Raw genomic sequence first — 23,441 nt, forward strand, 5'->3', positions numbered from 1 at the left:
CGAGGTTCGTTCCCGCAGGAAGGCGGGGGAAATAAGTTCATGATTGTGGATGAACTACAAATCGCGGTTGAAGTTAGGTACAATAAAGAGAGGAATACTTGTGGTGGTGTCGAAATATGCTTATATATGACTACTACGGAATAGGGGGCTGAACATGAGCTTTTTTAACAAGGTAAAGGCAGGCGTGAGCGAGGCTGGCAATAAAGCAAAGACAGTGGTGGAGATCAATCGTTTGAAATTACAGAACAACAGCAAGCAGAATGACATTGACCAGCAGTATCAGGTAATGGGTAAACTGTTGTTTGAAGCTGTAACACAAGGAGCAGGACCATTGCCGAGTGAGCAGATCGAGAAGAATATTTCCCGTATTCTTGAACTGAAATCGGAGATTGAGGTCAATTTGCAGCAAATTGCGGGGTTGTCCGATGTGAAGCAGTGTAAAGCATGCGGTGGCAATGTGGCAATCGAGGCTCGCTTTTGTCCGAGTTGTGGATCAACTTTTGAAGTGTCAAATGAACCTATTCGTGATGTAACACCATCATCGATTACATTGGATAAGAAGGAATAAATCTACTGCATGTAAGAAATTCATGAACAAAAGGACAGCTCAATAGCTGTCCTTTTTTATTTTTAGGAGAGAGGTTGTTTAAACCTTGGCAGCAAAACGTTTTTTTAAATAATACACAATTAGCAATATAAGCGGTAGAACAAATGCAACCGTGAAATCCCAATCTACCCAGTAGGCGGGGATTTCCTTTACATAAAAAATGATGTCTTTGGCAATCAGTTGTGACATACCAAATAACAAAAATCCAGTGGGTAGGATCAGAGGACGGTGGCTTTTGAGTTTAAATAATTGGGCTGTACCTAATGTTAAAGCATAGTAATAAATGGCTGTTTTGAAGTACGTGCTGATAATCCATGCAGTAGCCATAAGCGCTTCAATACGTTGCAGAGAATTAGCAATATTAATTTTTTGAGCAAGAATATAAGCGGCATAAAATTGATGTTCAGAAGCGTAAACACCAAGAACGGTAAGGGAAAAAAATAAGATGAGGTTAAGTCCGAGAGCTCCGATGATCAGGGCAATGAAAATATCCCGGCTTGTTTTGCTATTCTTCTGAGCATAAGGATATACCATAAGAAACACGCATAATTCACCAAAAGGATAAAAAACACCATACATCAAAGTATGGAGCATGTCCGGTACTGGTGTGTTCATAATGGGGTATAAACGTTCCATTTTGACATCGGGAGTCAGCAGAAGCAGCAGACCGATCAAAAAAATTGCAAACAAAGGGAAAAAAAGCTGAGCTGCCCGTCCCAATGTTTCCAGACCCAGTCGTACACCATATACCAGCAGGAAAATGGCCATAAAACGGATAACCCCACCGGGTGTCTTCTCGTAAATCTGTGTACACATGAAATCTTCAATTTCTCTTATGTAAGTGGAAGCGGCAATCAGGAAGAACACTAAATAGAACAAGGCTACAGCAGTTCCGGCCCATTTTCCTAGAATTTGTAGGCTAAGCTCGATAATATTCTTGTTTGGTTCAATGTCTGCTAAGCAGAGCAACAGTTTTATGGTCGCTAGGCCCAAGGGAATACTAATCAAAGCAGCAATCCATGCATCTTGTTTCGCTCCTGATATCATTAACGCTGGATACACAAGCGCCATATCCCCAATAAATGTGAATAGCCCGAGTATAATCATTTGATTGGTACTAATTCGATCTTTCTCCAAATGCATATACCCCCTCAAATTTATTGGACTAGTTTTAGTATGGTTGTAGTTACCAGAATTATGCCATTCCGAATTTTAATCAGAAAGGAATAATTATCAAAATTAACATCAAACTATACTCATTAATCTAAGTGAAGTGGAGGCTACATCGTGAAAAGTTCGGAGACGGGTACACTATCAAACCGATTGAAAACCAATATTGATCAGTTGAACGGATTGCTGGGCGGAAGTTCTGATGTAGTGATAAAAGAGTTGCAGATAGAAGAAAATACTAATATTTCTTTGATTTACATAGATGGTCTTGTGGATACTCAGGTACTGCATAATTCAATTTTGTATTCTTTGCAGGAACATATTCCTTATGAACAGCTGGGAAAGCTTGAGCCCGAGCAGAAGATTGAGATTATTAAGAAACAGATATTAATAGCCGGTGATCTAACCGTTATCGTTGATTACAGCCAATTCGTACACGAATTGCTGTCCGGTAGTGTAATGCTGCTGCTCGATGGGACATCCACCGCTCTCCGGATCGGCTTACCAGGCTGGGAAGATCGCAATGTAGGGGAGCCCAGTTCCCAATCGGTTGTTCGAGGTCCAATGGAAGGATTCACTGAGAATTTACGGACGAATACGGCACTGGTTCGGCGGAAAATAAAAGATAGCCATTTATGGCTGGAAACCGTTCAGATCGGAAGGGTAACTCAAACCAGCGTATCCATTATGTATCTAAGCAACATCGCGAATAAGGAGTTGGTGCAAGAAGTAAAACGCCGTCTGAATAAAATTGATACGGACAGTATTCTCGAGAGTGGATATATTGAAGAATTTATTCAAGAGACGGTATTTACACCATTTCCTACCGTATACAACAGTGATCGTCCAGATACGATTGCAGCAGGTATTTTGGAAGGAAAAGTGGCCATTATTGTTGATGGAACTCCTTTTGTACTTTTGGTACCCACATTTTTTGTAGCATTTTTTCAGTCTGCTGAGGATTATTACCAAAGGGCCGATATTGGAACATTGCTGAGATTAGTTCGTTTTATTTCGTTTTTTATCACTTTGCTTGCACCTTCATTGTATGTTGCGATTACTACGTATCATCAGGAGATGATACCGACCAATCTTGTAATTAGTTTAGCTGCCCAGCGGGAAAGTGTCCCTTTTCCTGCTTTTGTCGAGGCGCTGATCATGGAAATGACTTATGAGATTTTGCGGGAGGCCGGGGTGCGGATACCTAAAAATATTGGACAGGCAATTTCCATTGTCGGAACGTTGGTGATTGGACAAGCAGCGGTTGCAGCGGGTTTTATTTCATCTGCAATGGTCATTATTGTATCGCTTACAGCCATTTCTAGCTTTGTTATTCCGGAGACAGGAATGTCAATAGCTGCGCGGATGATCCGTTTTGTGCTTATAGCTTTGGCCGGATTTATCGGATTATATGGAATTCTATTCGGTATTTTTATCATCGTACTGCATTTGTCGAGTTTGCGTTCTTTCGGAATGCCTTATATGAGTCCGCTCGGTCCTTATAATTCAAAAGACTTAAAAGACTCTATCTTTCGCTTTCCGTGGCCTTTTTTAAAGACAAGACCTGCTGAGAACAAGACGCAGAACCTATTTCGTCAAAGCACATCCAGTGATGAGGAATCGACACAATGAATAAAAAATTAGTTAGAGGCGCTCTCCGATTGATGATAGCTCTCCAATTTACTTTAGTGCTAAGTGGCTGTTGGGAAAGAAAGGAGCTAAATGAGGTAGCCTTTGTTCTGGGGATAGGGATCGACAAGGCTGAAACTGGTTATACAGTTTCGATGCAAGTCGTTATTCCATCTGCGATTTCCTCACAATCGAATGGAGGAGGGGGAGGCACTGGAGTCCCAGTGGTTGTTTATAAATTTACGGTACCTACGTTTTATGATGCACAACGTATGTTGAATTTGGATAGTTCCAGGACGAGTTATCTTGGTCATATCCGGGTGTTAGTGATTGGAGAGGAACTTGCACGCTCCGGAGTGGGCGAGATACTCGACGTATTTAAAAGAAGTCGGGAAGCTCGAATGGATTTCTACGTCATGGTTGCCAGAGATACAACCGCCAGCGATGTCTTGAATGTCCTTACACCTATGGATAAATTACCAGCGAACAAATTATTTAGTTCCCTAGATAATTCTTATAAAGATTCAGCAAAAACAGTCGCTGTCACGCTGGATGATTTTATTGAAAATTTATTGGCTGAAGGTGAACATCCTGTACTGACCGGAGTGGAAGTTATGGGAGATCCCAAAGAGGGGGGAGATAAAAGCAATGTAGAGCGAACAATGCCTAAGGCGAGATTGGAATACCATACTGTAGCTGTGTTCAGAAAAGACAAACTGATCGGTTGGCTAAACGAGGGTGAAACGATTGGTTACAATTATATCAATGATAAGGTAACCTCACATTCTGGCGCGATAGCAGGGGAAGACGGAAAGCCTATTGTTATCGAAGCGATCCAGGCTTCAACCAAACGCAAAGTGAAAATTATTGATGGGGAGCCGCATATTTACCTTGACGTTAAGACGCTTTGCAACATTGAAGAAGTGCAAAGTACAGAAAATTTGGAATCGGAAAGCACCATAAAACGTTTGGAAAAGGAAACAGAGGAACGGATTATAGAGCGGATGCAAAACACTGTGGAGCAAGTAACTAATCGCTTCAATGTTGATATTATGGGATTTGGACAATCGATCTACCATGCCAGTCCTAAAGCCTGGACAAAGCTACAGCAAAAAAAAGGCGACGATTACCTTAAATCATTGCCCATCCATTATAGTGCCTCAGTAGTTATTAACCGCGTAGGTCTCACAGATAATTCTTTTCTTGAAAAAATCAAGGAGTGAGTCGAATGGTGTTATTGTTTTTTTTGGTGCTTGCTGTAGGTTGTATGGCACTTGATTTGCCTAAATTAGTGCGAAAGCGCCGAGTACGTGATCTTAGCGTATATTTTATATTTTGGATTTTGGGACTTGGCGCGACCGTATGTGCGTTGTTAAAATTGAACATTCCGAGTCCTCTGTTTCTGATTATTCTTATCTATAAGCCAATAAATAATTTATTTGGAGTGTGGTTTCATTAACAACGACGGATTTACAAATTATCAAACCCCTTAGAATAAGCATCGGATAAAACTTCTGGTTTATCTGATGAAATTCTAAGGGGTGTTTTTTTTATGACGATCAAAACCAAATTCTCAATTGTTGTAAAAACAGATTAAAATATTCATTGCTATATACAATTAAATACAATAAAGTTGTCATATAGAGGATAATTTTGTCGATTTTTCTGCAAAAATGTTCCAATCCATATTGCATCAGGCGATATTAGGGTCTATGAGGTTCGAATCCTCCTCCTGAAAAAGACATAAGAAAGTGGTGCGCATATGAGTAGCAACAGATTTGAGAACAAAGTAGTTATTATTACAGGTGCAGGTACCGGAATCGGAAAAGCTACAGCCTTAAGAGTAGCAAGAGAGGGCGGTATTGTAGTAGTTGCCAATCGATCAGATGCCGGCGCTAACACAGTTGAGGAAATTAAGGCTCTAGGTGGGGAAGCGATGTTTGTTCGGTCAGATGTTTCTCTCGAAGCAGACTGCAAAAATATCGTAGATCAAACATTAGCGGCTTATGGAAAAATTGATTGCCTATATAATAACTCAGCAATTACAGGAGACAATACGGATGTTATAGACTATGATCCGTTGTTGTTTCAAAAAGTGATTCAGACAAATCTCACTAGCCAATTCTACATGTTGCATTATACATTACCTCATATGAAATCTGGAGCTTCCGTTCTAAACTGCTCCTCTTTGCATGGTATTTTTATCGGGATGGCCAATGATGCAGCTTATTCAGCAAGTAAACATGCTATTGTGGGGATGACTAAATCGGTTGCCAAAGAAGTGGGTCACCGTAACATTAGAGTAAATGCCCTTTGCCCAGGACCTATCCCTACACCAACCATGAACAGATATGAAAAGCTGTTGTCTGATGATGTAGAGATGCTTCAATCTCTTATCGCTTCTGGAACGGCTCTGGGTAGATACGGTACGCCTGAGGAAGTAGCTGCGTTTGCATGCTTCCTACTAAGTGATGAGGCTTCGTTTATTACAGGTACAGCACATGTGATTGACGGGGGCTATTCCGCAACAAAGTAATCACGGATTGATTTACTTATATAACAACTAAATATATAGTATTAAAGGCTTTGCGGCGTATTCTGATTCCAAAAACCTGAAGGATGACTGGATTGGAATCGGAAGTCGCACGCAGAGCCTTTTTTAGTTGTCTAAAAAAAATAGATTCTTCGTATATTGGCAAATTGAATGGCTGCAAGAGACAGCAGATACACAAAAATGAATGAATTAAGGAAAATATGACCATGGATATGTTGGAATTTGTAGAAATTTGTATTTTAATATAAATAAAAAAAGAAATTTGTCGATAATAATATAGGTAATATGTATTAGTTAATATTCTAGAAAGGGTGTTGTTATAAAAACGATACAGGAAGTAGATGTCGTCGCCCTGAAAAAGTATGGGGTGGGTATTTTTTGTCTGTGAAGTTACATACATTTCATCTCTATTATTAAAAAAATAACGTTAAAACTTGGAGGAAAAATAATTATGTCATACACAATTAAGTACAACCAAAATGAGAACCATATCGATGTAGTATCTATTGATTTTTCAGCTGAAGATGTTCCAGGATACCTGAAAGATTTTGAAAATATCATGAAGCTTGTTAAACCTAAATTTACAGGAACAACTGATGTAACTGATTCTAAAAGTGTACTTACTCCTGAGGTTGCAGCTATGCTAGCCCCTACAGGTGCTATGGCGAGTGAAGCTGGTCAAGCAGGATGGGCTTATGTAACTAAAAACCCAATTTGGAAGATGCAATTGAAACGTATTTTTGGTAGAGATTTTGCAGATGCTTACGATACCTACGAAGAAGCTAGAACATACCTGAAAAGCTTGCAATAATCTAATCTTACAGTTAGCAAAAAGTGCGGAGAATTTTCTCCGCACTTTTTTGCTTTATCTATATTTAAAATTGAAAATCTTCATCTTTCAGCGGCTCCACGTTAAGCGCCCGGACGTATCCGTTACCTTTTTTCGAGAAGAAATCATGCTGCTTGGTGTGGGTACTGATGCCATTCTGAACAATCGGGTTGATCTCTTCCTCGTCGAATAGCGGATCATGCCCCAGATTCATCATGGCTTTGTTAGCATTGTATCTAAGGAAGGTCTTGACCTCGTCCACCAGTCCGATGGGAGCGTAGATCTGCTCGGTATAACGTTCTTCATTCTCATGTAGCAGTCTAAGGAGGTCTACCAGCTTCTGGTGTAGCTCACGCTGCTCGTCATCTGGTAGCCCGTCAAAGATCTCCTGCGCCAGCACACCGACATATACGCCATGGATGCTCTCATCCCGCAGAATAAGGTCGATGATCTCACCGCTGCATGTCATTTTGCCTTGGCCAGCTAGATAAAGCGGGTAGAAGAAGCCACTGTAGAACAAGTAGCTCTCGAGCAGCACTGAGGCTGCCATGGCAAGGTACAGATCTTTGGGTGAATCTATTTTTTTGTAATATTGTGATATGGTCTCTGCCTTGAACTGCAGATAAGGGTTCTCTTCAACCCAGCGGAACACACTGTCAATCTCCTCTGTGGAGGACAAAGTGGTGAAAATGCTACTGTACGATTTGGCGTGAATCTGTTCCATCATGCCCATAAAGCCAAGCACAGCCTTGCGCTGAAGACCTTCGACATGCTCCATAATCTGCGGCATACCTACTCCGCCTTGAATCGTATCCAGCAGTGTGAGTCCGCCGAGTACCTTCATATAGGAGTCCTTTTCTTGCTCACTGAGCGTGAGCCAGGACATTTTATCATCGGATAATGGAATTTCATCGTCCGTCCAGAATTGCATAATGTTCTGATTCCAGAACATCAATGAGAAATCGTCGTCAGGACGGTTCCAGTTAACGGCTTGGATAGCGGTCATAATATGGCAATCTCCTTTTCTGCGGCTATAGCCTTCCAGTTAGATCGAGCAGGTGAGGCATTCCTCAACAGACAGCTTTTTGGTCCGGGTGTAATACAGCGACTTCAGGCCTTTATGCGCCGCGTACAGATAGGAACGGGCCAGTTCTCTGGTTGAGACATCACTGTTCACATGCAGAACGGTCGAGATGCCCTGGTCGATATGGGGCTGAATTTCCGCGATTAAATCGATCACCTTGAACTGATCCATTTGGTAAGCCGATTTATAGAAAAATACATTGTCTGGACGCAGGTACGGCATCGGATAGTAAGTCGTCGAATTAGCATAAGTCCGTGTCTCAATCTGCTCTACAATAGGCATAACGCTTGAAGTAGCATTTTGAATATAGGAAATGCTGGCTGTTGGCGCAATTGCTAAACGGTAAGCATGGTACAAGCCATTTGCTTTTACTGCATCTCGCAGTTGTTCCCAGTCCGCAGGGGATGGGATGAAAATATCTCCGAACAGCTCTTGTACCCTTGGCGTTACAGGGCGGTAATCCGTAGTCAGGTAACGCTCAAAATAAGCTCCTGTAGCATAATCAGAAGCCTCAAAACCATGGAAAGACCGGCCGGTTGCAGCAGCGATCTCCATGCTTTTCTCCAGTGAATGGTAGTTCATGGTCATGAAGAAGGTCCGGGCAAAATCGCGAGCCTGTTCGCTTTCATAAGCGATCTTGTTCTTGGCCAGATAGCCGTGCAGATTCATGACGCCGAGACCGACGGAGTGCATCTCTTTGTTAGCTTTGGCTACGCCTGGGGCATTAGAGATGCTGGTCATATCGCTGACTGCAGTCAAGGCGATCATGCCTTCATGTACCGATTCACGGATTTTGCCATGCTCCATCACGTTGACAATGTTCAAGGAAGCCAGATTGCAGCTTACATCACGGCGGATGGTATCTTCCTGTCCGTAGTCAGCAATTTCTGAGGTCTCCTGCAGCTGGAAGATTTCTGTGCAGAGGTTGGACATTTTGATCTGTCCGACATTTTTCAGGGCATGGGCCGCATTAGCGTTGCTCTTGTTCATAATATATGGATAGCCAGATTCCAGCTGGATCATGGCGATTTTGGTCAGCATATCCCGTGCGCTCATGGCCTTTCTCTTTTTGACACGTGGATCGGCTAGCAGCTTATCGTACATATCATCCAAATCCATGTCATCAAGATGCGTGCCATAAGCCTTGTACACACTGTAAGGGGCAAATACATGGAGCGGTTCATTGTCCTTCGCCAGCTTATAGAAGTGATTCGGAATGATCAGGCCGATGGACAGTGTTTTGAGTCTTGTTTTTTCGTCGGCGTTGATCTTCTTACTGTCGAGAAATTCAAGAACATCCCATCCAAAAATGTTGTAGTAGGCGGCCCCAGAGCCTTTACGTTGACCCATCTGGTCAGCATAGGAGAAGCCGTCTTCCATCAGCTTGAGCACAGGTATAATGCCCTTAGCCGCATCCTCGACACCCTTGATTGTCTCTCCGCGGGAACGAAGCTTGGACAGGTTGACAGCCACGCCACCGCCGATCTTCGAGAGCTGCATGCAGGTATTGAGCACATAGTTGATCGAATTAAGCGAGTCGTCCATTTCGATAAGGAAGCAGGAGACAAGCTCCCCGCGACGGCTCTTGCCGGCATTCAAGAAGGTAGGAGTCGCTGGCTGCAGGCGCTGCTCCATCATCGAACGAGCAAGCATGCCGGCAGTAGCGGCGTTGCTGCGTCCTAGGTGAAGGGCAACTGCCGCCACACGGTCCGGATAATGCTCCAGATATTGCTTGCGGTCATTGCTTTTTACAGCGTAATCCGTATAGAACTTCGAAGCTGCCATATAGGATGGAAAGCTGAAGTTGTAAGAATGGGTAATTTGGTAAACTTCTTCAATTTCAGCCAAGCTGTACTGTTCGTAAAAATTTTCGTAGAAATCCTGTTCAATCATATAATCAACCTTGGCTTTTGTATTCTCAAAAACCAAGCTCCGCCGTTCTACATTCCGCATAAATTCGGCTACTGCCTCAAGGTCTTTATCCAATTGAAAGAAACCACTTTCGTCTCTTTTCATCAACATGTTGTTTAGTTCAATATGCCGCAACTCGGCTCACCTCCTGTTTAATTCGTTCCACATCACCAAATGTGCCCGATAGCTCAAATTTACCGATAACGGGTACATTGTACCGATCTGCTATCAAGTCTGCGCTATGCGCGAACAGCTCGCCCCAGTTCTTGTTGCCGCTGGCGGCGATGCCTTTCAAATTGGAATAATTGTTCTTCAAGAAAGTAGACACCTTCTCTGGAATCTGTCCAAAGCCGGTGGTATATGTAATAAGCACATAGGGCTCGTCAATGGTCATATGCTCTTCAATCTGCACAGCTGGCAGCTTAAGCTTACCAATGAAGCGTTTGACGTTTCCGGTTTTTGAATCGTATGCGACTAGCATGGAGTCTCTCCCCCTGTATATATTACTGTAAAGATTGAATAGATAAGCTATAAATACTGGAAAATCATATGCATACTATATTTAGTGTGCGTTGTTTATTTTATCACTATATGTTGAAAAGTCAACATGAAAAGTGCTTCCTAACTAGTCGGAAACTGGTCTAGTAAACGCTCTATTAAAGTGTTAATATCACGAAAATACGCAGGTTGGAGCGGTTTGCTAAGGCAGCTGTGTTGTTTTTTGTGCTGGATCTTACTGCATCTTTTTTATCATGACAAATTAGCGTCACTCCGTTGAGCAGAACTGGGAGAAGATGGATGAGATCATTAATGAAGCAAAAGCGGAGAGACTAACAATGGGGTTGTACAATTTCCCCCGTACATGCACTTCTAGGCATCTACCCACATACAATAAGATGACCATGAACCCGTAAGGCTAACAGATCGGTTTCATTGTACAAGTGCGGGAGGTGTCGCCAAGTTGCCTGGATTCTTAAGTACGATCGCGTTGCTAATCAAAGAACTGACGTTGCTGGTATCCTACGTAAGGAACAACGCATTTCCACAGCCGCTCTCGGAGCAGGAGGAAAGTAAATACTTAGGCATGATGGCTGAAGGGGATGCTAAAGCCCGAAATTTGCTTATCGAGCACAATTTGAGACTTGTCGCCCATATAGTAAAAAAATTCGATAATACTGGGGAAGACATGGAGGATCTGATCTCCATCGGCACGATCGGCCTGATTAAAGCCATAGAGAGCTATCGCCCGAACAAAGGGACAAAGCTAGCCACTTTTGCTGCCCGATGTATCGAAAACGAAATTCTGATGCACTTAAGATCCTTGAAGAAAACACGGAAAGACGTATCTCTGCACGATCCAATTGGGACAGACAAGGAAGGTAATGAGATCACGCTGATCGATATCCTTGGCTCCGAGGCTGATGATGTCATTAAAGAGGTCGATCTGAAGATCGAGAAGAGCAAGATTTATCGTAATCTTGATATTCTGGATGACCGAGAGAAAGAAGTTGTGGTGGGTAGGTTTGGGCTGGATACAGGTGGAGAAGAGAGGACGCAGCGGGAGATTGCCAAGGAGTTGGGGATCTCGCGGAGTTATGTTTCGCGGATAGAGAAGAGGGCGCTCATGAAGTTGTATCATGAGTTTTATAAGGCGAAGCGGTAAGACTGATGACAATTTCACAGTAATAATCCATTAATAATAAAACTTGAAAAGCGACTTGTCTAAGGATGAGTCGTTTTTTGTGTGGATAGGGTTCACCCTACTTATGATACGGTTCACCGTAACATCTATAGAGCGAAATACAGGTAATTCTCATACCTATACCGTTTACAATTCCTCTTTCTGTAAATTGCCTAATAGCATCACTAGCATATGATCCTTCAATATCAGAATAACTGACTGTTATATCCTGTTGAAACAGTCACTCATAAGTATATTTCTTCTTGATTGATAGGCATTTTGCTCTCAATCCACCAAGTTACTAAACTAAGCACGGCTCCGATGTACGCCTCTATTTTAATTTGCTGTACTATTCCACATATTCGTACTTTTCATTAAAAACCCGCACTTGATTTCGACCAGCTCTTTTGGCAGCATAAAGTGCTTCATCAGCTTTATGAAGAAGTTGATGGATTGTTTCCTCCACAGCTCCTGTCGTTACGGATACCCCAAAACTAGAGGTAATCGTTACCGATTTTTCATTTTCAACTAGAGGCTTCTGTTCAATGCAAAATCTAAGGTGATTAGCGAAGTTTTCCCCTTCCGCTAGTGTATAACCAGGTAAAGCGAGTACAAATTCTTCACCACCATATCTAGCAAATAGTATATGTTCTCCCATCTCAGCCTTACATATTTGAGCCACATGTACTAGCATTTGATCTCCGGTTTGATGCCCATAAGTGTCGTTCACTTTTTTGAAAAAATCAATATCAAATAGAATAATCACAAAGGATGATAATTCACCCTTTGCTTTCATTAAGCTTTGCTCACTTTTCTGGAAAAAGGCACGACGATTGTATATTTGTGTAAGATCATCATAATAGGCTTGATGCTCTAACTTTTGTTGTAATGTATGTAGCTCTGTTATATCCGTAAATATAATTAGTAAGCCAGAGTTATTATTAGATTGTTGAAGCATAGAAATACGTAGCTGATATATATATTTACCTTGATGAATCGTAACATTCAATTTATCTGAGATCGTATCTAATTGAACAGGGAATGATTGATCCGTTAGCATATACCAAACTTGATCAAATGGCTGCCCTAACGTTGATCGATCCAATTCACTAAACATACTTTTACAAGCTTGATTATATTCGATTAATTGATAGGTATCATTAAGCACAATGACACCATCGTTCATACTATTAAAGATCGTTTCCTTTGCAATTGGCATTATTGATAACATTCGAGAGGAGGTAATAGACCAAAGGTACAAAACAGAAGAAAACCAAATAACCATGGGTACAGGATCGATACCATCGGGTGTCACTCCTATGAATAATAAAAATGCAGTCATTATTGGAAGCAGTTGACCGCAGATGAGGGCAAATAATTGAGATCGATATACACTAACGGTTTCCTTCCAGCGTGAAAGCAGCAATAAGAGCGCAGCTAACATACAACAGAAAATGTAAATATTATGTACGGCAAACCATGCCCCATACTCAATCTCACTATATGGAGCCCCGAGCACCGAATGGATATCATATATTCTATAGTAAAAATGATGGGATTCATTAGTTACATTGATGAGAAAAGTAATACAAGGCATTGTAAGTAGCGCGATTATTCTTTTTCTCGTTATTTTATAACCCAAATATTGCATGACAAACATTAATCCTAACGGAGGGAAAAATGGCATCCCTGCATACTGTACAATATTCCAAAATCTAAGCTGTTCTAACGAAGTCGATGTTAAGCTAAAGGCATAACCAAAGCAATAAATCATTGAAGTTAATGTATTCCACATGAACAAATTAGCGATATTTGTATAATAATGTCTCCTCCAATAAGTAAAGACAAGTATAGACAAATTCAGAACAGCCGAAGTACAAACTAATGTTATATATGCTGCTAGCTTCGAATCCAATAGGTATACCCACTTTCATACAATACATATATTTACGTTAACACGATTAATATAAGATGTTGATTTGTTCCTTGAACCATTTACAGGATTCCGTCCACATCACTATTATGTCTGTACTACCCACATCGTATTGATTATTGCTTCATGAAATAGATTGTTTTTAACTTAGCATGACACTCATGACAGTAGCAACACATTTAGCCAATCAGTAATGTTGTACTAACTATTTCGTCTATACCGATCACCAAATAGTTAGTACAACATTACGTAATTCATCACTTCTATTGCATTGCAAACAAGTACCCATCGATTGGATGGGTACTTGTTTTTATTTCTAATTATAAAGGCTTCCCCATGTACGACATAAGTCAACTAAATCCATTTAGAATTTTGTAAGGCGCTTGCAGATCTATTCGTATTGTACAGAACGTGCAAGTGCCGCAACAGAGCCGCGAAAATCAGGTCTGCCGTCATCCGTCCACAACAGCTCCGCTACAAATGTATGGCGATTCGGATCGTATAGCGGATCTCCTACAATATGCTTATACGTTCTTGCGTGGAACATAAACAGCGTCTTCTCGCCAGTCTCTGACACCGTGAAACTATTATGACCAGGACCATACATCGAGATGCTCTCATCAGTCGTGAGAACCGGTACTTTCGACTTGCGCCATGAGACAGCATCGAGCAAATCCGAGTCCGCATCGGCTTCAAGCAAGCCCATGCAATAATTGAAATCAGTAGCGCTAGCAGAGTAAGTGAGGAATACTCGATTATCTTTGCGAACAAATGCCGCGCCTTCGTTCACTTTATACCCGATGATCTCCCAGTCATATTCGGGCATCGTAATCATCGTTTGCGCCCCAATCAACGTCCACGGATTGCTCATTTTAGATATGTAGAGATTAGAGTTGCCTTCGATTTCCGGATCCTTTTGTGCCCATACGAAATAGAGGCTACCATTGTGCTCAAAGGTAGTGGCATCGAGGGAGAAGCTTTCCCACGCGGTACGAACCTGTCCTCTTTCCGTCCAGCTGCCTTCGAGCGGATTTGTATTTTCATTCTCCAGTACATACATCCGATGGTCGAACAAGCCTTCTGTCGTTTCCGACGTATGCGCGGCAGCGAAATATACGTACCATTTTCCATCAATAAAATGCAGCTCTGGCGCCCAAATATTGGCACTAAGAATGCCAGTCTCTCTCTTTCTCCAGATCACTACAGGAGCTGATGTAATAAGCCCTTCAAGGTCCTGTGCCCTACGGATTTCAATCCGATTATACTCTGGAACCGAGGCAACGAAATAATAATAACCATCTGAATGTCGGCATATAAAAGGATCAGCTCGTTGCTCGATCAATGGTTTAATGACGCGTAACTCCTCTTGTTGGACTCCCATCTTATCACCTATTTCATAAGTAATAGATACTAACCTTTAACAGCACCCGCAGTCATACCATCAATGAAATATTTCTGGAAAGCGATAAACAATATGAAGATTGGAATGATGGAGAAGAAGGAGCCCACGATCAGAAGGTCATAGTTATTCCCATAAGGAGTTAACAATGTTTTTAAACCGATTGGCAGTGTATATTTATTTTGATCTCCCAACACCATGAATGGCCACAATAGATTATTCCAGCTATTCATACCATTCAGAATGGCCATTGCCGCAAAGGAAGGCTTCATAATCGGCATAATCACTCTGAAATATATCGCATATTCGTTTGCTCCATCAACTCGCCCAGATTGAATAATTTCTTTTGGTATGCTTCTGAGATATTGCCTAAAGAAGAATATCGTCCCGGCATTAGCTATACCCGGCAGAATGATTGCCGAATAGCTATTCACCATTTGCAAATCATTTATTAAGCTGTACAAAGGAACCAGCAATATTTCAAATGGCACCATCATAATGAGCAACACACATATAAAGAGGAAGTTCTTACCTTTGAAATCATACGCTGCAAAACCATATGCAACAAAAGCGCTTACAAACAGTGTCAAAGCAACCTGAATGATTGTTAACGTCATACTGTTCCAAAACCATACAAAATAATCATGTTGTCCAGTAAATAAATAGATAAAATTATCAAAACTCATTATTTCAAAATTCAAACTTAAGTTAAGACCATATCTTATTAAAGCTTCACCTGGTTTAAAGGAAGAGAGGGCCACTGCGTAGAATGGAACCATAATTATAACGAATAGTATAATAAAGGTACTAATTATGACTATTCTAGCAATTAAGTTGTTCTTCATCTGACTAGTGTCCATTTTAATCCTCCTCCTTTTTGAACATTCCACTAAATTTCAACTGCGTTAAATTGATAATCATAGCAATGACTAATAGAACGATACCAACTGCTGCAGCGTAACCGAGCTTATTCTTCTCAATTCCTTGTCTATACAAATATCCCACTATAGTTAGGCCAATATTTTTCGGTGAATTGTTACCGTTAAACATCATTAAGCTCTCGGTAAACATTGCCAAACCTGCATAAACACTAATTGTCGTAACATATATCGTGGTCGGCTTCAATAATGGCATTGTAATCGATCTGAACTTCTGCCAAGCAGATGCCCCGTCAATTGAAGCAGCCTCATAATAATCGTTGTCAATGTTTTTCAAACCAGATAGATAGTACAGCATATTAACACCTGTCCATCGCCAACATGCAAGAATTAATAGTGCAGCCATACTCCATTCTGCATCTTTCAAGAATTTAGTAGGCTCTACACCAAATAGACCTAGAAAACTGTTCATTAATGAACCATCCATTTCGCCGAATGTTAGGCGAAAAATAGTACCCGCCACTGCGACAGATGTCAATGCAGGAAGAAAGAACGAAGATTTAAAAAACTCCCTCCCCAGCATTAACTTACTGTTTATCATAACTGCAAATAACATTGGGAAAGGGATTAACAGCACTAAGGTTCCTAGCATGTATACAACGCTATTTTTAATAGCCGTCAAAAACACTTTATCTGTGAATAACTTCGAATAATTCGCTTCACCAACCCATTTTGGATCCTGTCCCAACATCCTATCTTGAAAACTCATTACGAATGAATTTACAAGTGGATAAGACCAGAATATCAAGAATATGATTATGAATGGCAACACAAATACATAAGGTGCAACCTTTTGAGAGTATACAAATTTCTTTATCATAATCCCACTCTCCCTTGACTATGACTAAACCTGCCGAGCACCATTCTTGCCGACAGGCTTAATCATAACCATTTACTTATTATTTTTATTTCAATTCTTGTTCAATTGCTGCCTGTGCTTCATCGAGAGCTTCCTTCACGTCTTGGCCATCTTCAAAGATCGCATTCAGAGTAACCGTATTGAGCACATTGCCGATCGTCGGTGAAGCTTTTACGGATTTGATAGCTCTAATTTCGTCTTTGATTTCATTCAAAGTATCAAATGCATTTGTTTTAAAATACTGGACGTATTCGTTATCAGGGTTTTTCGTTACAGCCTCATCTTTCCATACTTCCATATTGATTGGGTCAAATCCAAGTGTATTCCAGATTTCAGTAGTAGCTTCTTTCGAAAGCTTAGCAAAAGCTACAAACTCTTTTGCCAACTGAACGTCTTTACCAGTCTTAGTAACAACTGTGCCAGTACCGCCTAAGCCAACGGAACGAGGATTACCTTCTTCGAATACAGGCAATGGAGCAATTGCATACTTACCTTTAAGGTCCTTCATTTCGTTTACAAAGCGGGACATGTACCACTCAGGCATCAATGCGCTTGCGTAGTTGCCTTTGTTGTATTCGCCTTTTGCTTCTTCTGTGTCGGGTTGTCCGCCTGGGATCGTATGAATAACATTATTCTTCTGCAGGTCAACTAACATTTCAAACGCTTTAATCATCTCAGGTGAGTTAACTTTTGGATTGCCATTTTCATCTGTAAAATCAGCGTTTTGCTGAGCAAGTAACAGCGAGGCTTGCCACGTAGCGGATGTATCAGCAGTACCTAAGTACTTACCAGTCTTTTCATAAACCTTGATACCTGCTTGATTGTAATCTTCCCAAGTTTTGATCATCTTGTAGTCAACACCTGCTTGTTCGAGAATTTCCGTGTTGTAGAAAGCAAGCGTAGCACCTACGTGATAATCAAAGCCATAAACCTGGTCAGCTTTGGAGTAAATATCAACACGTGAGGGAACGACAACGTCTTTGTATGGTGCAAATACATCATTCAAAGATTCCAGTGGAACGTTGTCCCCTTCCAAGAATTTAGGGAACTGACCAAGCTCGATATCCGCAATATCAGGAGCACCTTTTCCACTTGTAACTGCCAATAAGAGCTTGTTGTGCATATCATCGTAAGGCATAACCGTTACATTCAACTTAATCTGTTTGTCTGGATTCTGTTGGTTCCATAACCCCAGCATTTTATCCAAATGCTTGCCATGCAAATCTACGAATGTCCAAAATGACATTTCTGTTGCATTCTCACCGGCATCAGCGCCTAACTGCTGTGTTTCCGTTGATGAACTGGAAGACTTACTACATGCCGACAAAACTAGTGACATCATAAGGATTGTAACGATGGAGATTAATGTAATGCGTTTTTTCATTTGTTCGTCATCCTCTCTTTTTTTGTTACTCATTTGAGATGCTGGGTGACTGGTCACTTCTGTTAATTTAAGCGGTTTCAATACGTCTCGTTACCAACCTTCTTAACATGATTCTAACCTTTCAATGAAAAGACACCTTCGTAATAAATTTCCTAATTCTGTATTGTAAGCGCTTTATAAATTGCATTATAATATATACGTAATATATTTTATATAACCAATTGATTATAAAAATCATTAAATTTTAAGGGAGATGTACTTATTTGAAAAAGCTGGTGCTCTACAAGCAAATTCAAGAAGATATTGTACAGAAAATTAAATCTGGGCAGCTTCGGCCAACGGACCGCGTCCCTTCTGAACAAGAATTAATGGACGAATTCAAAGTAAGTAAAATAACCGTCAAAAACGCCTTAACCCAGCTAGCTGACGAAGGATTAATTATACGCGTACAAGGCAAAGGCACATTCGTCTCTTCTAGTCTTGATGTTTCTAGCATTGATTCTCCATTATCTCCACACAGCGCGTCGTCCTTGCCGCTCATCGGCTTCATTATTCCGACGATGGTAACCCGTGTCATTCAGAAGCTCGTCGACTACACGGAACAATTCCTGTCTGAAGCTGGCCTTAGCATGGTACTAAGCATCACGCGAGAGTCCTCCTCTATCGAATCGAACGCCATTCGTACACTAACGGGGCTCGGTGTGAAGGGACTGATCGTTTTTCCAACAGAAGATGAGAAGTACAACGAATCACTACTGCGTCTGTCGCTCGATAAATTCCCATGTGTGTTCATCGACCGCTACCTGCGCAACATTGAGACATACACGATTACATCAGACAATTACGGCGGTGCGTATAAAGCTGTCTCTCATTTGCTATCCAAGGGTCATCATCAGATTGCACTCATCTCACCTGAGAATGCCAATACAGCCATCGAGGATCGCACGCTCGGCTTCGAGAAGGCGTACATAGATCGAGGTATATCAATCGACAAGAGCTTGTGGTGTCACATCCCTCTCGACATTCTACGCGGTAAGCAAGCATTGGACTATGTAAGCGACTTCTTGCAGGGGCATAGTGGAATTTCGGCAGCTTTCTCCTTAACCGAAGAAACCGCACGCCTTACATCGGCCGCTATCAGCCGTCTCAACAATCACTCAAATATCGATTTGCTATCTTTCGATAATCCACATCTTTCATTCGTAGCTTATGTACAGCAGGATGAACAGGAAATGGCACGTACAGCCGTAAAGCTGTTACTTGAACAAATAGAGAATATATATTCACCTAAGAATGCCGTCATTCCCGTGCAGCTCATCTTCCCCTAACTATTTCATTGGACTTTATCGACACTCTAGGAGCACCTTCAGTAGAAGTTGTCTTCTTTTGCGTTCCAGCGCATAGAGTATAACAATATATCATAAAGGTGCTAGCGGCCAAAACGGGAGATTCGCTCCACTTTGTTACGAAAACCGCTGATTCATACGGATGAAACCGATCTTCGGGTCGGGGAGTGAGTGTCAAGGAATCTCAGAGCATGATGATCATGAAGGAATATTCAAATGTCTCCAGGAACTCAATGAGGAAATAAATATGAAAATGTTTATATGAGCAAATAATTTTCTAGGCGCTGGATGGAGTAAGATCGAGTAGGGATGACATGCCGAGTGTACCGACTTGTACATCGACCGAGCCCCCACCATAGTAGATTGTAAGATATTCATACTGATTTGAGACCATATTTTATTCACGTTTTGTAGCCAACTATTTGTAGAATCTTTATAGTGATTATCGCCGCTGTAGCTTGCAGTAATAGTGTGATTACCAACCGTAAGATCTGACGCCTCATAGACCGCTAGTCCCCTGGTATACAGTCCCTAACTCTACTTTTCCGCCATAAAAAGTGATAGTCCCGCTAGGAACAAACGACTTACAGAGGGAACTTCTGCTATAAACGAGACCGTCTTTCCATAATCCGAAAAAAAGTCTTTTCGTTCTACTTGTGGTACGGTTCATCGCACTATCTGTAACGGCAAGTTATAAGGCCATCCCTTTCGGGATGGCCCTTTCTGTAAACGTGGTTACTCGAGTACTCTGTCATTTTTAATTGAATTTCTTTTAATTAATAGTTCCTAGTAATCTGGAAACAATTGCTGCAAACTCTGCTCTAGTAATATCTTTTTCAGGCTTAAATGTACTGTCTGCGTAACCTGTAATAATATTATTGGATGCGAGTGCATCAATGGAATCATAATACCATGCATTTCTTGTAACATCTTTGAATGATGTGTTTCCAGTACCTGTTAGCTTAAAAGCTCGAGTGATTAGTGTCGCTAATTCACCACGACTAATCTTCTCATCTGGACGGAATCTTCCGTCACTATATCCGTTCATCAAGCCTGATCCAGCAGCTGCACCAATAAACTTATTCGCCCAATGAGTTGGAGATACATCTATAAAGTTACTTTCTTGTCCTTCAAGTCCCATGTAAGTTGCAATTACTTTAATTGCTTCGGCACGAGTCAAACCTGAATTTGGACGGAATGTTCCATCGGAATAACCGGTCAATAATCCCTTAGCAATTAGTGCGTCAATGCTTGCTTTTGCCCAATGATTCATTGTATCTACAAAACTAACAACTTTCGGCTTATCTGCTGGTGTTATTGTTTCTGCAGGTGCCGTTGTTTCTATAGGCGTTGTTACTGCTGGAGGTGTACCTCCTCCAGTATTTGGATTGGTTGGTCCATTATCTGTGTTTGGATTAGGATTAGTAGAGTTTGAAACATATTGAAGTGCTGGAGCAAATGTTGTAAGTAGTCTAGCTTGACTTTGTTGCTCAAGGGCGTAGCCCATGCCTAAAATTTTTGCATCGTCCCATGCTCTACCAACCAGTTGCATAGAAATAGAATATCCGCTGTCATTCGTTCCTACAGGAACAACTACCGTAGGGAGACCCACATTAGAGGTTAATACGCCCGTGTTACGGTCAGAACTTAATTGAGAAGCTGATGCGTCATTGTTATATACATCACTAATAAAACCTGCATAAACAACAGCATCAACGCCATTCGCGTCCATCCAGTTTTTAATAACTTCCTTATAGTCGGTTCTATACTTAATGTAATCTTGTACAGCTTGTTCAGTCATACGAGTTGGAGTACTATATCCTCTTTGATTATAGATAAGCACCTTATCTGAAGCTAGTACACTTGCTCCATCAATATAAGGGAAGTCCTTATGAAGCTCAATATAACGTGCCCAACCTTCAGTAGATCCATTAATACCTGAAGGACGACTAGGGCCTGATGGTACAGCTGACATTTCAACCATTGTCGCCCCCGCTGCTTGAAGCTCTGAGAACTTATCCATCACTGCCCGTCCAGTATCATCATCAGCATATGCAGATACAAAGGAAGCAGGAATATATCCAATTTTCTTTCCTTTCAATGCATTAGCATCCAGAGATTCCTTCCAATCCACTGGACGCTTATGATCTGCATCAGCAGTGACTGTGAAAATATCTTGTGGGTCCGTACCCGTTGTAGTATTCAATATAATAGCTAGGTCAGTTACTGTTTTAGCAATGGGACCTGCATAATCTTGTCCCCAAGTGAGTGGAAGTACTCCTGTAGTACTTGCCATACCGTCTGTACCCCGGAAGCTTTTTAAGCTAGCGCCTGTAGTTGGTGCATAGAGAGATACCCCTGTTTGCGATCCCATTGCTGCTGCTGCAAAATCAGCTGCAACAGATACTGCAGACCCGCCGCTTGAGCCAAAAGATGTTTTTGATGGATAGAGTGCATTCCATGTTTGCTGCCAGCCGCTCTCACTAAAGCTTCCGCTGTTAGCAAACTCAGAAGTATTTACTTTACCAATAATTACAGCTCCAGCTTCCCGCAGCTTTTTCACTTGGAATGCATCGGAATCAGGCTGCCAGCCTTCAAGAGCTTTACTGCCACCTGTAGTAGGCATATCCTTTGTGTCATAAATATCTTTTATCGCAATTGGAATACCCAATAAATCACCTTTTACACCTTGTGCACGGGCATCGTCAGCAGCTTTTGCTTGGTTAAGCGCAGTTTCAGATACATGCAGGAATGCATGGAATCCCAATTGTCCCTCATCGTATACCTTGATTCTATCTAAATAGGCTTGAGTAATTTGTACAGAAGTAGTTTTACCATTAATCATATCCTTCTGCATTTCTGCAATTGATTTATTCTTAACATCATACGGCGATGAAGTTATTAATTCTTTGGCCGCAGGAGCATTTGGAATATCCAGATGATCTCCAGTATCAAGTCCCTCTATAGCAGATATATCCCAGTTGCTAATTGAACGAATTTGTGCGTTTGTTAATCCTGTTACATCCAGCAGACTATTAAGTCCATCTAGCATAGCAACCAGATTTTTCAACCCTTCTTCACCAGCTTCTCCAACTTGTACATAATTTACTAGGGACTTCGATTCGCCCGGCCCAATATTGAGTGAATTAATGAACCCATAGAAATTCGCTTCATTTCCATACTCAGCTAAGGGTACTGTGAATGGATCCTGTTGCTGATTCCCTAGACCTGTTAATCCATTATCAAACGGTTTTGGTGATCCCACTGCAACGCCTAGCGGCTTATTGTTTCTGGCACTGCTATCTACAACAATCCATGAATCATCTGTTGTTACCTTTAGATCGCCTGAGTAGGTTGCCTTAACTACTGAAGCATTTGTTGTTGTGCCATATCCTAAAGAGCCACCGAATGATACATCAACTTTTATAGCGACATCATTTTTATTAGTGAATGTATCAAAGAATCTCGTTCGATTATGAATAGTATCCACATACACCTCACGTGTTACAGTTACATTTCCTAGATTTACAGATTGAGCCGAAGTAAACTTATTAACGCCATCGTATTTCAAGTCAAACCCACGCATCATTTGACCATTCATCAGTGGAGCTGAAGGCGAGGACACTTTAACAAAGATATTGCCGAAACCTTGTACTTGTGTAGCACCAACTGTACGCAAACTTCCTGTGTCTAAGCTAGGAGCAAAAACATCGTGAATCTCCCATACTGTGCCACTTTCTGAAGTAACTCTAGTTAAAGCGTCAGCTGTTTGGAACGGAATTACACTCGTAGCAATAACAGATAACACAATTGAAGTAGCTATAAATTGCTTTTTACTCCAATTTTTTTTTGCAGGTGAATATTCAGATCGGGTGGAACCAGAATGATCTCTTTTAGTTTCACGTAGACGTTTGAACTTATTCATGTGCGTAATCTCCTTTTCCTTTATGTATTTTATTATTTAATGTTAGGAAATATAACACTAGTATTTGTTACAGTCAATAAATATTATCAATTTAATATATTTTGAGTTTGAAAAAAAGGAAAAAAAGGCTTTTTTGATTATTTTGTGTAATGTATATGTGAAATATTATGTTAAATAGATAACGTTATATGA

At 41.1% G+C, this 23,441-nt stretch carries 18 protein-coding genes; 8 read left to right on the plus strand and 10 right to left on the minus strand.

Going from position 1 to position 23,441, the window contains the following annotated elements; translation table 11 throughout:
- The first annotated feature begins 154 nt into the window (after positions 1-154).
- Complete coding sequence (locus tag H70737_RS06805) at positions 155-568, plus strand: zinc ribbon domain-containing protein (RefSeq protein ID WP_042185810.1); 414 nt, start codon at positions 155-157, stop codon at positions 566-568.
- 78 nt (positions 569-646) lie between these two features.
- Here H70737_RS06805 and H70737_RS06810 read toward each other — a convergent pair whose 3' ends face one another.
- Positions 647-1,750 (minus strand): GerAB/ArcD/ProY family transporter, encoded by a 1,104-nt coding sequence (locus H70737_RS06810; protein ID WP_042185811.1) that lies wholly within the window; start codon positions 1,748-1,750, stop codon positions 647-649.
- A gap of 144 nt (positions 1,751-1,894) precedes the next feature.
- Between H70737_RS06810 and H70737_RS06815 the strand changes: the two genes are divergently transcribed.
- The 5 genes from H70737_RS06815 (at position 1,895) to H70737_RS06835 (ending at position 6,771) form a co-directional block, all read left to right on the plus strand.
- Positions 1,895-3,409 (plus strand): spore germination protein, encoded by a 1,515-nt coding sequence (locus H70737_RS06815; protein ID WP_042185813.1) that lies wholly within the window; start codon positions 1,895-1,897, stop codon positions 3,407-3,409.
- On the plus strand, positions 3,406-4,629 hold the full coding sequence (locus H70737_RS06820) for a Ger(x)C family spore germination protein (RefSeq protein WP_042185815.1): 1,224 nt from the start codon (positions 3,406-3,408) through the stop codon (positions 4,627-4,629). Before H70737_RS06815 ends, H70737_RS06820 begins: the two co-directional genes overlap by 4 nt.
- A 5-nt stretch (positions 4,630-4,634) precedes the next feature.
- Complete coding sequence (locus H70737_RS06825) at positions 4,635-4,865, plus strand: hypothetical protein (protein WP_042185817.1); 231 nt, start codon at positions 4,635-4,637, stop codon at positions 4,863-4,865.
- A gap of 303 nt (positions 4,866-5,168) precedes the next feature.
- Complete coding sequence (locus H70737_RS06830; RefSeq protein ID WP_042185818.1) at positions 5,169-5,942, plus strand: SDR family NAD(P)-dependent oxidoreductase; 774 nt, start codon at positions 5,169-5,171, stop codon at positions 5,940-5,942.
- 469 nt (positions 5,943-6,411) lie between these two features.
- On the plus strand, positions 6,412-6,771 hold the full coding sequence (locus H70737_RS06835; protein ID WP_042185820.1) for a hypothetical protein: 360 nt from the start codon (positions 6,412-6,414) through the stop codon (positions 6,769-6,771).
- A gap of 64 nt (positions 6,772-6,835) precedes the next feature.
- On the opposite strand, the gene nrdF is transcribed toward H70737_RS06835, so the two are convergent.
- Genes nrdF through nrdI form a run of 3 tightly spaced genes read right to left on the minus strand, consistent with a single transcriptional unit; the run spans position 6,836 to position 10,265 of the window.
- On the minus strand, positions 6,836-7,795 hold the full coding sequence (nrdF, locus tag H70737_RS06840) for a class 1b ribonucleoside-diphosphate reductase subunit beta (protein WP_042185822.1): 960 nt from the start codon (positions 7,793-7,795) through the stop codon (positions 6,836-6,838).
- 39 nt (positions 7,796-7,834) lie between these two features.
- The gene (gene nrdE, locus H70737_RS06845; RefSeq protein WP_042185825.1) at positions 7,835-9,919 is read right to left on the minus strand and encodes a class 1b ribonucleoside-diphosphate reductase subunit alpha; all 2,085 of its coding nucleotides are present in this window, start codon (positions 9,917-9,919) and stop codon (positions 7,835-7,837) included.
- Positions 9,906-10,265 (minus strand): class Ib ribonucleoside-diphosphate reductase assembly flavoprotein NrdI, encoded by a 360-nt coding sequence (gene nrdI, locus H70737_RS06850; RefSeq protein ID WP_042185827.1) that lies wholly within the window; start codon positions 10,263-10,265, stop codon positions 9,906-9,908. Before nrdI ends, nrdE begins: the two co-directional genes overlap by 14 nt.
- Positions 10,266-10,745: 480 nt before the next feature.
- Between nrdI and sigK the strand changes: the two genes are divergently transcribed.
- Positions 10,746-11,447, plus strand: a complete 702-nt coding sequence (sigK, locus tag H70737_RS06855) for an RNA polymerase sporulation sigma factor SigK (protein WP_042125228.1) — start codon at positions 10,746-10,748, stop codon at positions 11,445-11,447.
- 367 nt (positions 11,448-11,814) lie between these two features.
- Here sigK and H70737_RS06860 read toward each other — a convergent pair whose 3' ends face one another.
- The 5 genes from H70737_RS06860 to H70737_RS06880 all read right to left on the minus strand — a co-directional run bounded on the left by H70737_RS06860 (position 11,815) and on the right by H70737_RS06880 (position 17,978).
- Positions 11,815-13,380, minus strand: coding sequence for a histidine kinase N-terminal 7TM domain-containing diguanylate cyclase (locus H70737_RS06860; RefSeq protein WP_042185829.1), 1,566 nt, complete (start codon positions 13,378-13,380; stop codon positions 11,815-11,817).
- Between the two features lie 409 nt (positions 13,381-13,789).
- Positions 13,790-14,779 carry a glycoside hydrolase family 43 protein gene (locus tag H70737_RS06865; RefSeq protein ID WP_042185831.1) on the minus strand — a complete coding sequence of 330 codons (990 nt, stop codon included), beginning with the start codon at positions 14,777-14,779 and terminating at the stop codon, positions 13,790-13,792.
- Positions 14,780-14,808: 29 nt separating this feature from the next.
- Positions 14,809-15,642, minus strand: coding sequence for a carbohydrate ABC transporter permease (locus H70737_RS06870; protein WP_042193441.1), 834 nt, complete (start codon positions 15,640-15,642; stop codon positions 14,809-14,811).
- 16 nt (positions 15,643-15,658) lie between these two features.
- The gene (locus H70737_RS06875; RefSeq protein WP_042185833.1) at positions 15,659-16,555 is read right to left on the minus strand and encodes a carbohydrate ABC transporter permease; all 897 of its coding nucleotides are present in this window, start codon (positions 16,553-16,555) and stop codon (positions 15,659-15,661) included.
- Between the two features lie 85 nt (positions 16,556-16,640).
- Positions 16,641-17,978 carry an ABC transporter substrate-binding protein gene (locus H70737_RS06880; protein WP_042185834.1) on the minus strand — a complete coding sequence of 446 codons (1,338 nt, stop codon included), beginning with the start codon at positions 17,976-17,978 and terminating at the stop codon, positions 16,641-16,643.
- A 263-nt stretch (positions 17,979-18,241) separates the two neighbouring features.
- Between H70737_RS06880 and H70737_RS06885 the strand changes: the two genes are divergently transcribed.
- Positions 18,242-19,306, plus strand: a complete 1,065-nt coding sequence (locus H70737_RS06885; protein WP_042185836.1) for a GntR family transcriptional regulator — start codon at positions 18,242-18,244, stop codon at positions 19,304-19,306.
- Between the two features lie 790 nt (positions 19,307-20,096).
- Here the strand turns inward: H70737_RS06885 and H70737_RS06890 are convergent.
- Positions 20,097-23,249, minus strand: coding sequence for an amidase family protein (locus H70737_RS06890; protein ID WP_081951055.1), 3,153 nt, complete (start codon positions 23,247-23,249; stop codon positions 20,097-20,099).
- Positions 23,250-23,441: the final 192 nt, after the last annotated feature.

Source organism: Paenibacillus sp. FSL H7-0737 (genome assembly GCF_000758545.1).
In the GTDB taxonomy this organism is placed as follows: Bacteria; Bacillota; Bacilli; order Paenibacillales; family Paenibacillaceae; genus Paenibacillus_AQ.

Coding starts and splice junctions, on each gene's coding strand:
- H70737_RS06805 (WP_042185810.1), top strand. CDS start 155: ATGAGCTTTTTTAACAAGGTAAAGGCAGGCGTGAGCGAGGCTGGCAAT.
- H70737_RS06810 (WP_042185811.1), bottom strand. CDS start 1,750: ATGCATTTGGAGAAAGATCGAATTAGTACCAATCAAATGATTATACTC.
- H70737_RS06820 (WP_042185815.1), top strand. CDS start 3,406: ATGAATAAAAAATTAGTTAGAGGCGCTCTCCGATTGATGATAGCTCTC.
- H70737_RS06825 (WP_042185817.1), top strand. CDS start 4,635: ATGGTGTTATTGTTTTTTTTGGTGCTTGCTGTAGGTTGTATGGCACTT.
- H70737_RS06830 (WP_042185818.1), top strand. CDS start 5,169: ATGAGTAGCAACAGATTTGAGAACAAAGTAGTTATTATTACAGGTGCA.
- H70737_RS06835 (WP_042185820.1), top strand. CDS start 6,412: ATGTCATACACAATTAAGTACAACCAAAATGAGAACCATATCGATGTA.
- nrdF (WP_042185822.1), bottom strand. CDS start 7,795: ATGACCGCTATCCAAGCCGTTAACTGGAACCGTCCTGACGACGATTTC.
- nrdI (WP_042185827.1), bottom strand. CDS start 10,265: ATGCTAGTCGCATACGATTCAAAAACCGGAAACGTCAAACGCTTCATT.
- H70737_RS06865 (WP_042185831.1), bottom strand. CDS start 14,779: ATGGGAGTCCAACAAGAGGAGTTACGCGTCATTAAACCATTGATCGAG.
- H70737_RS06870 (WP_042193441.1), bottom strand. CDS start 15,642: ATGAAGAACAACTTAATTGCTAGAATAGTCATAATTAGTACCTTTATT.
- H70737_RS06875 (WP_042185833.1), bottom strand. CDS start 16,555: ATGATAAAGAAATTTGTATACTCTCAAAAGGTTGCACCTTATGTATTT.
- H70737_RS06880 (WP_042185834.1), bottom strand. CDS start 17,978: ATGAAAAAACGCATTACATTAATCTCCATCGTTACAATCCTTATGATG.
- H70737_RS06890 (WP_081951055.1), bottom strand. CDS start 23,249: ATGAATAAGTTCAAACGTCTACGTGAAACTAAAAGAGATCATTCTGGT.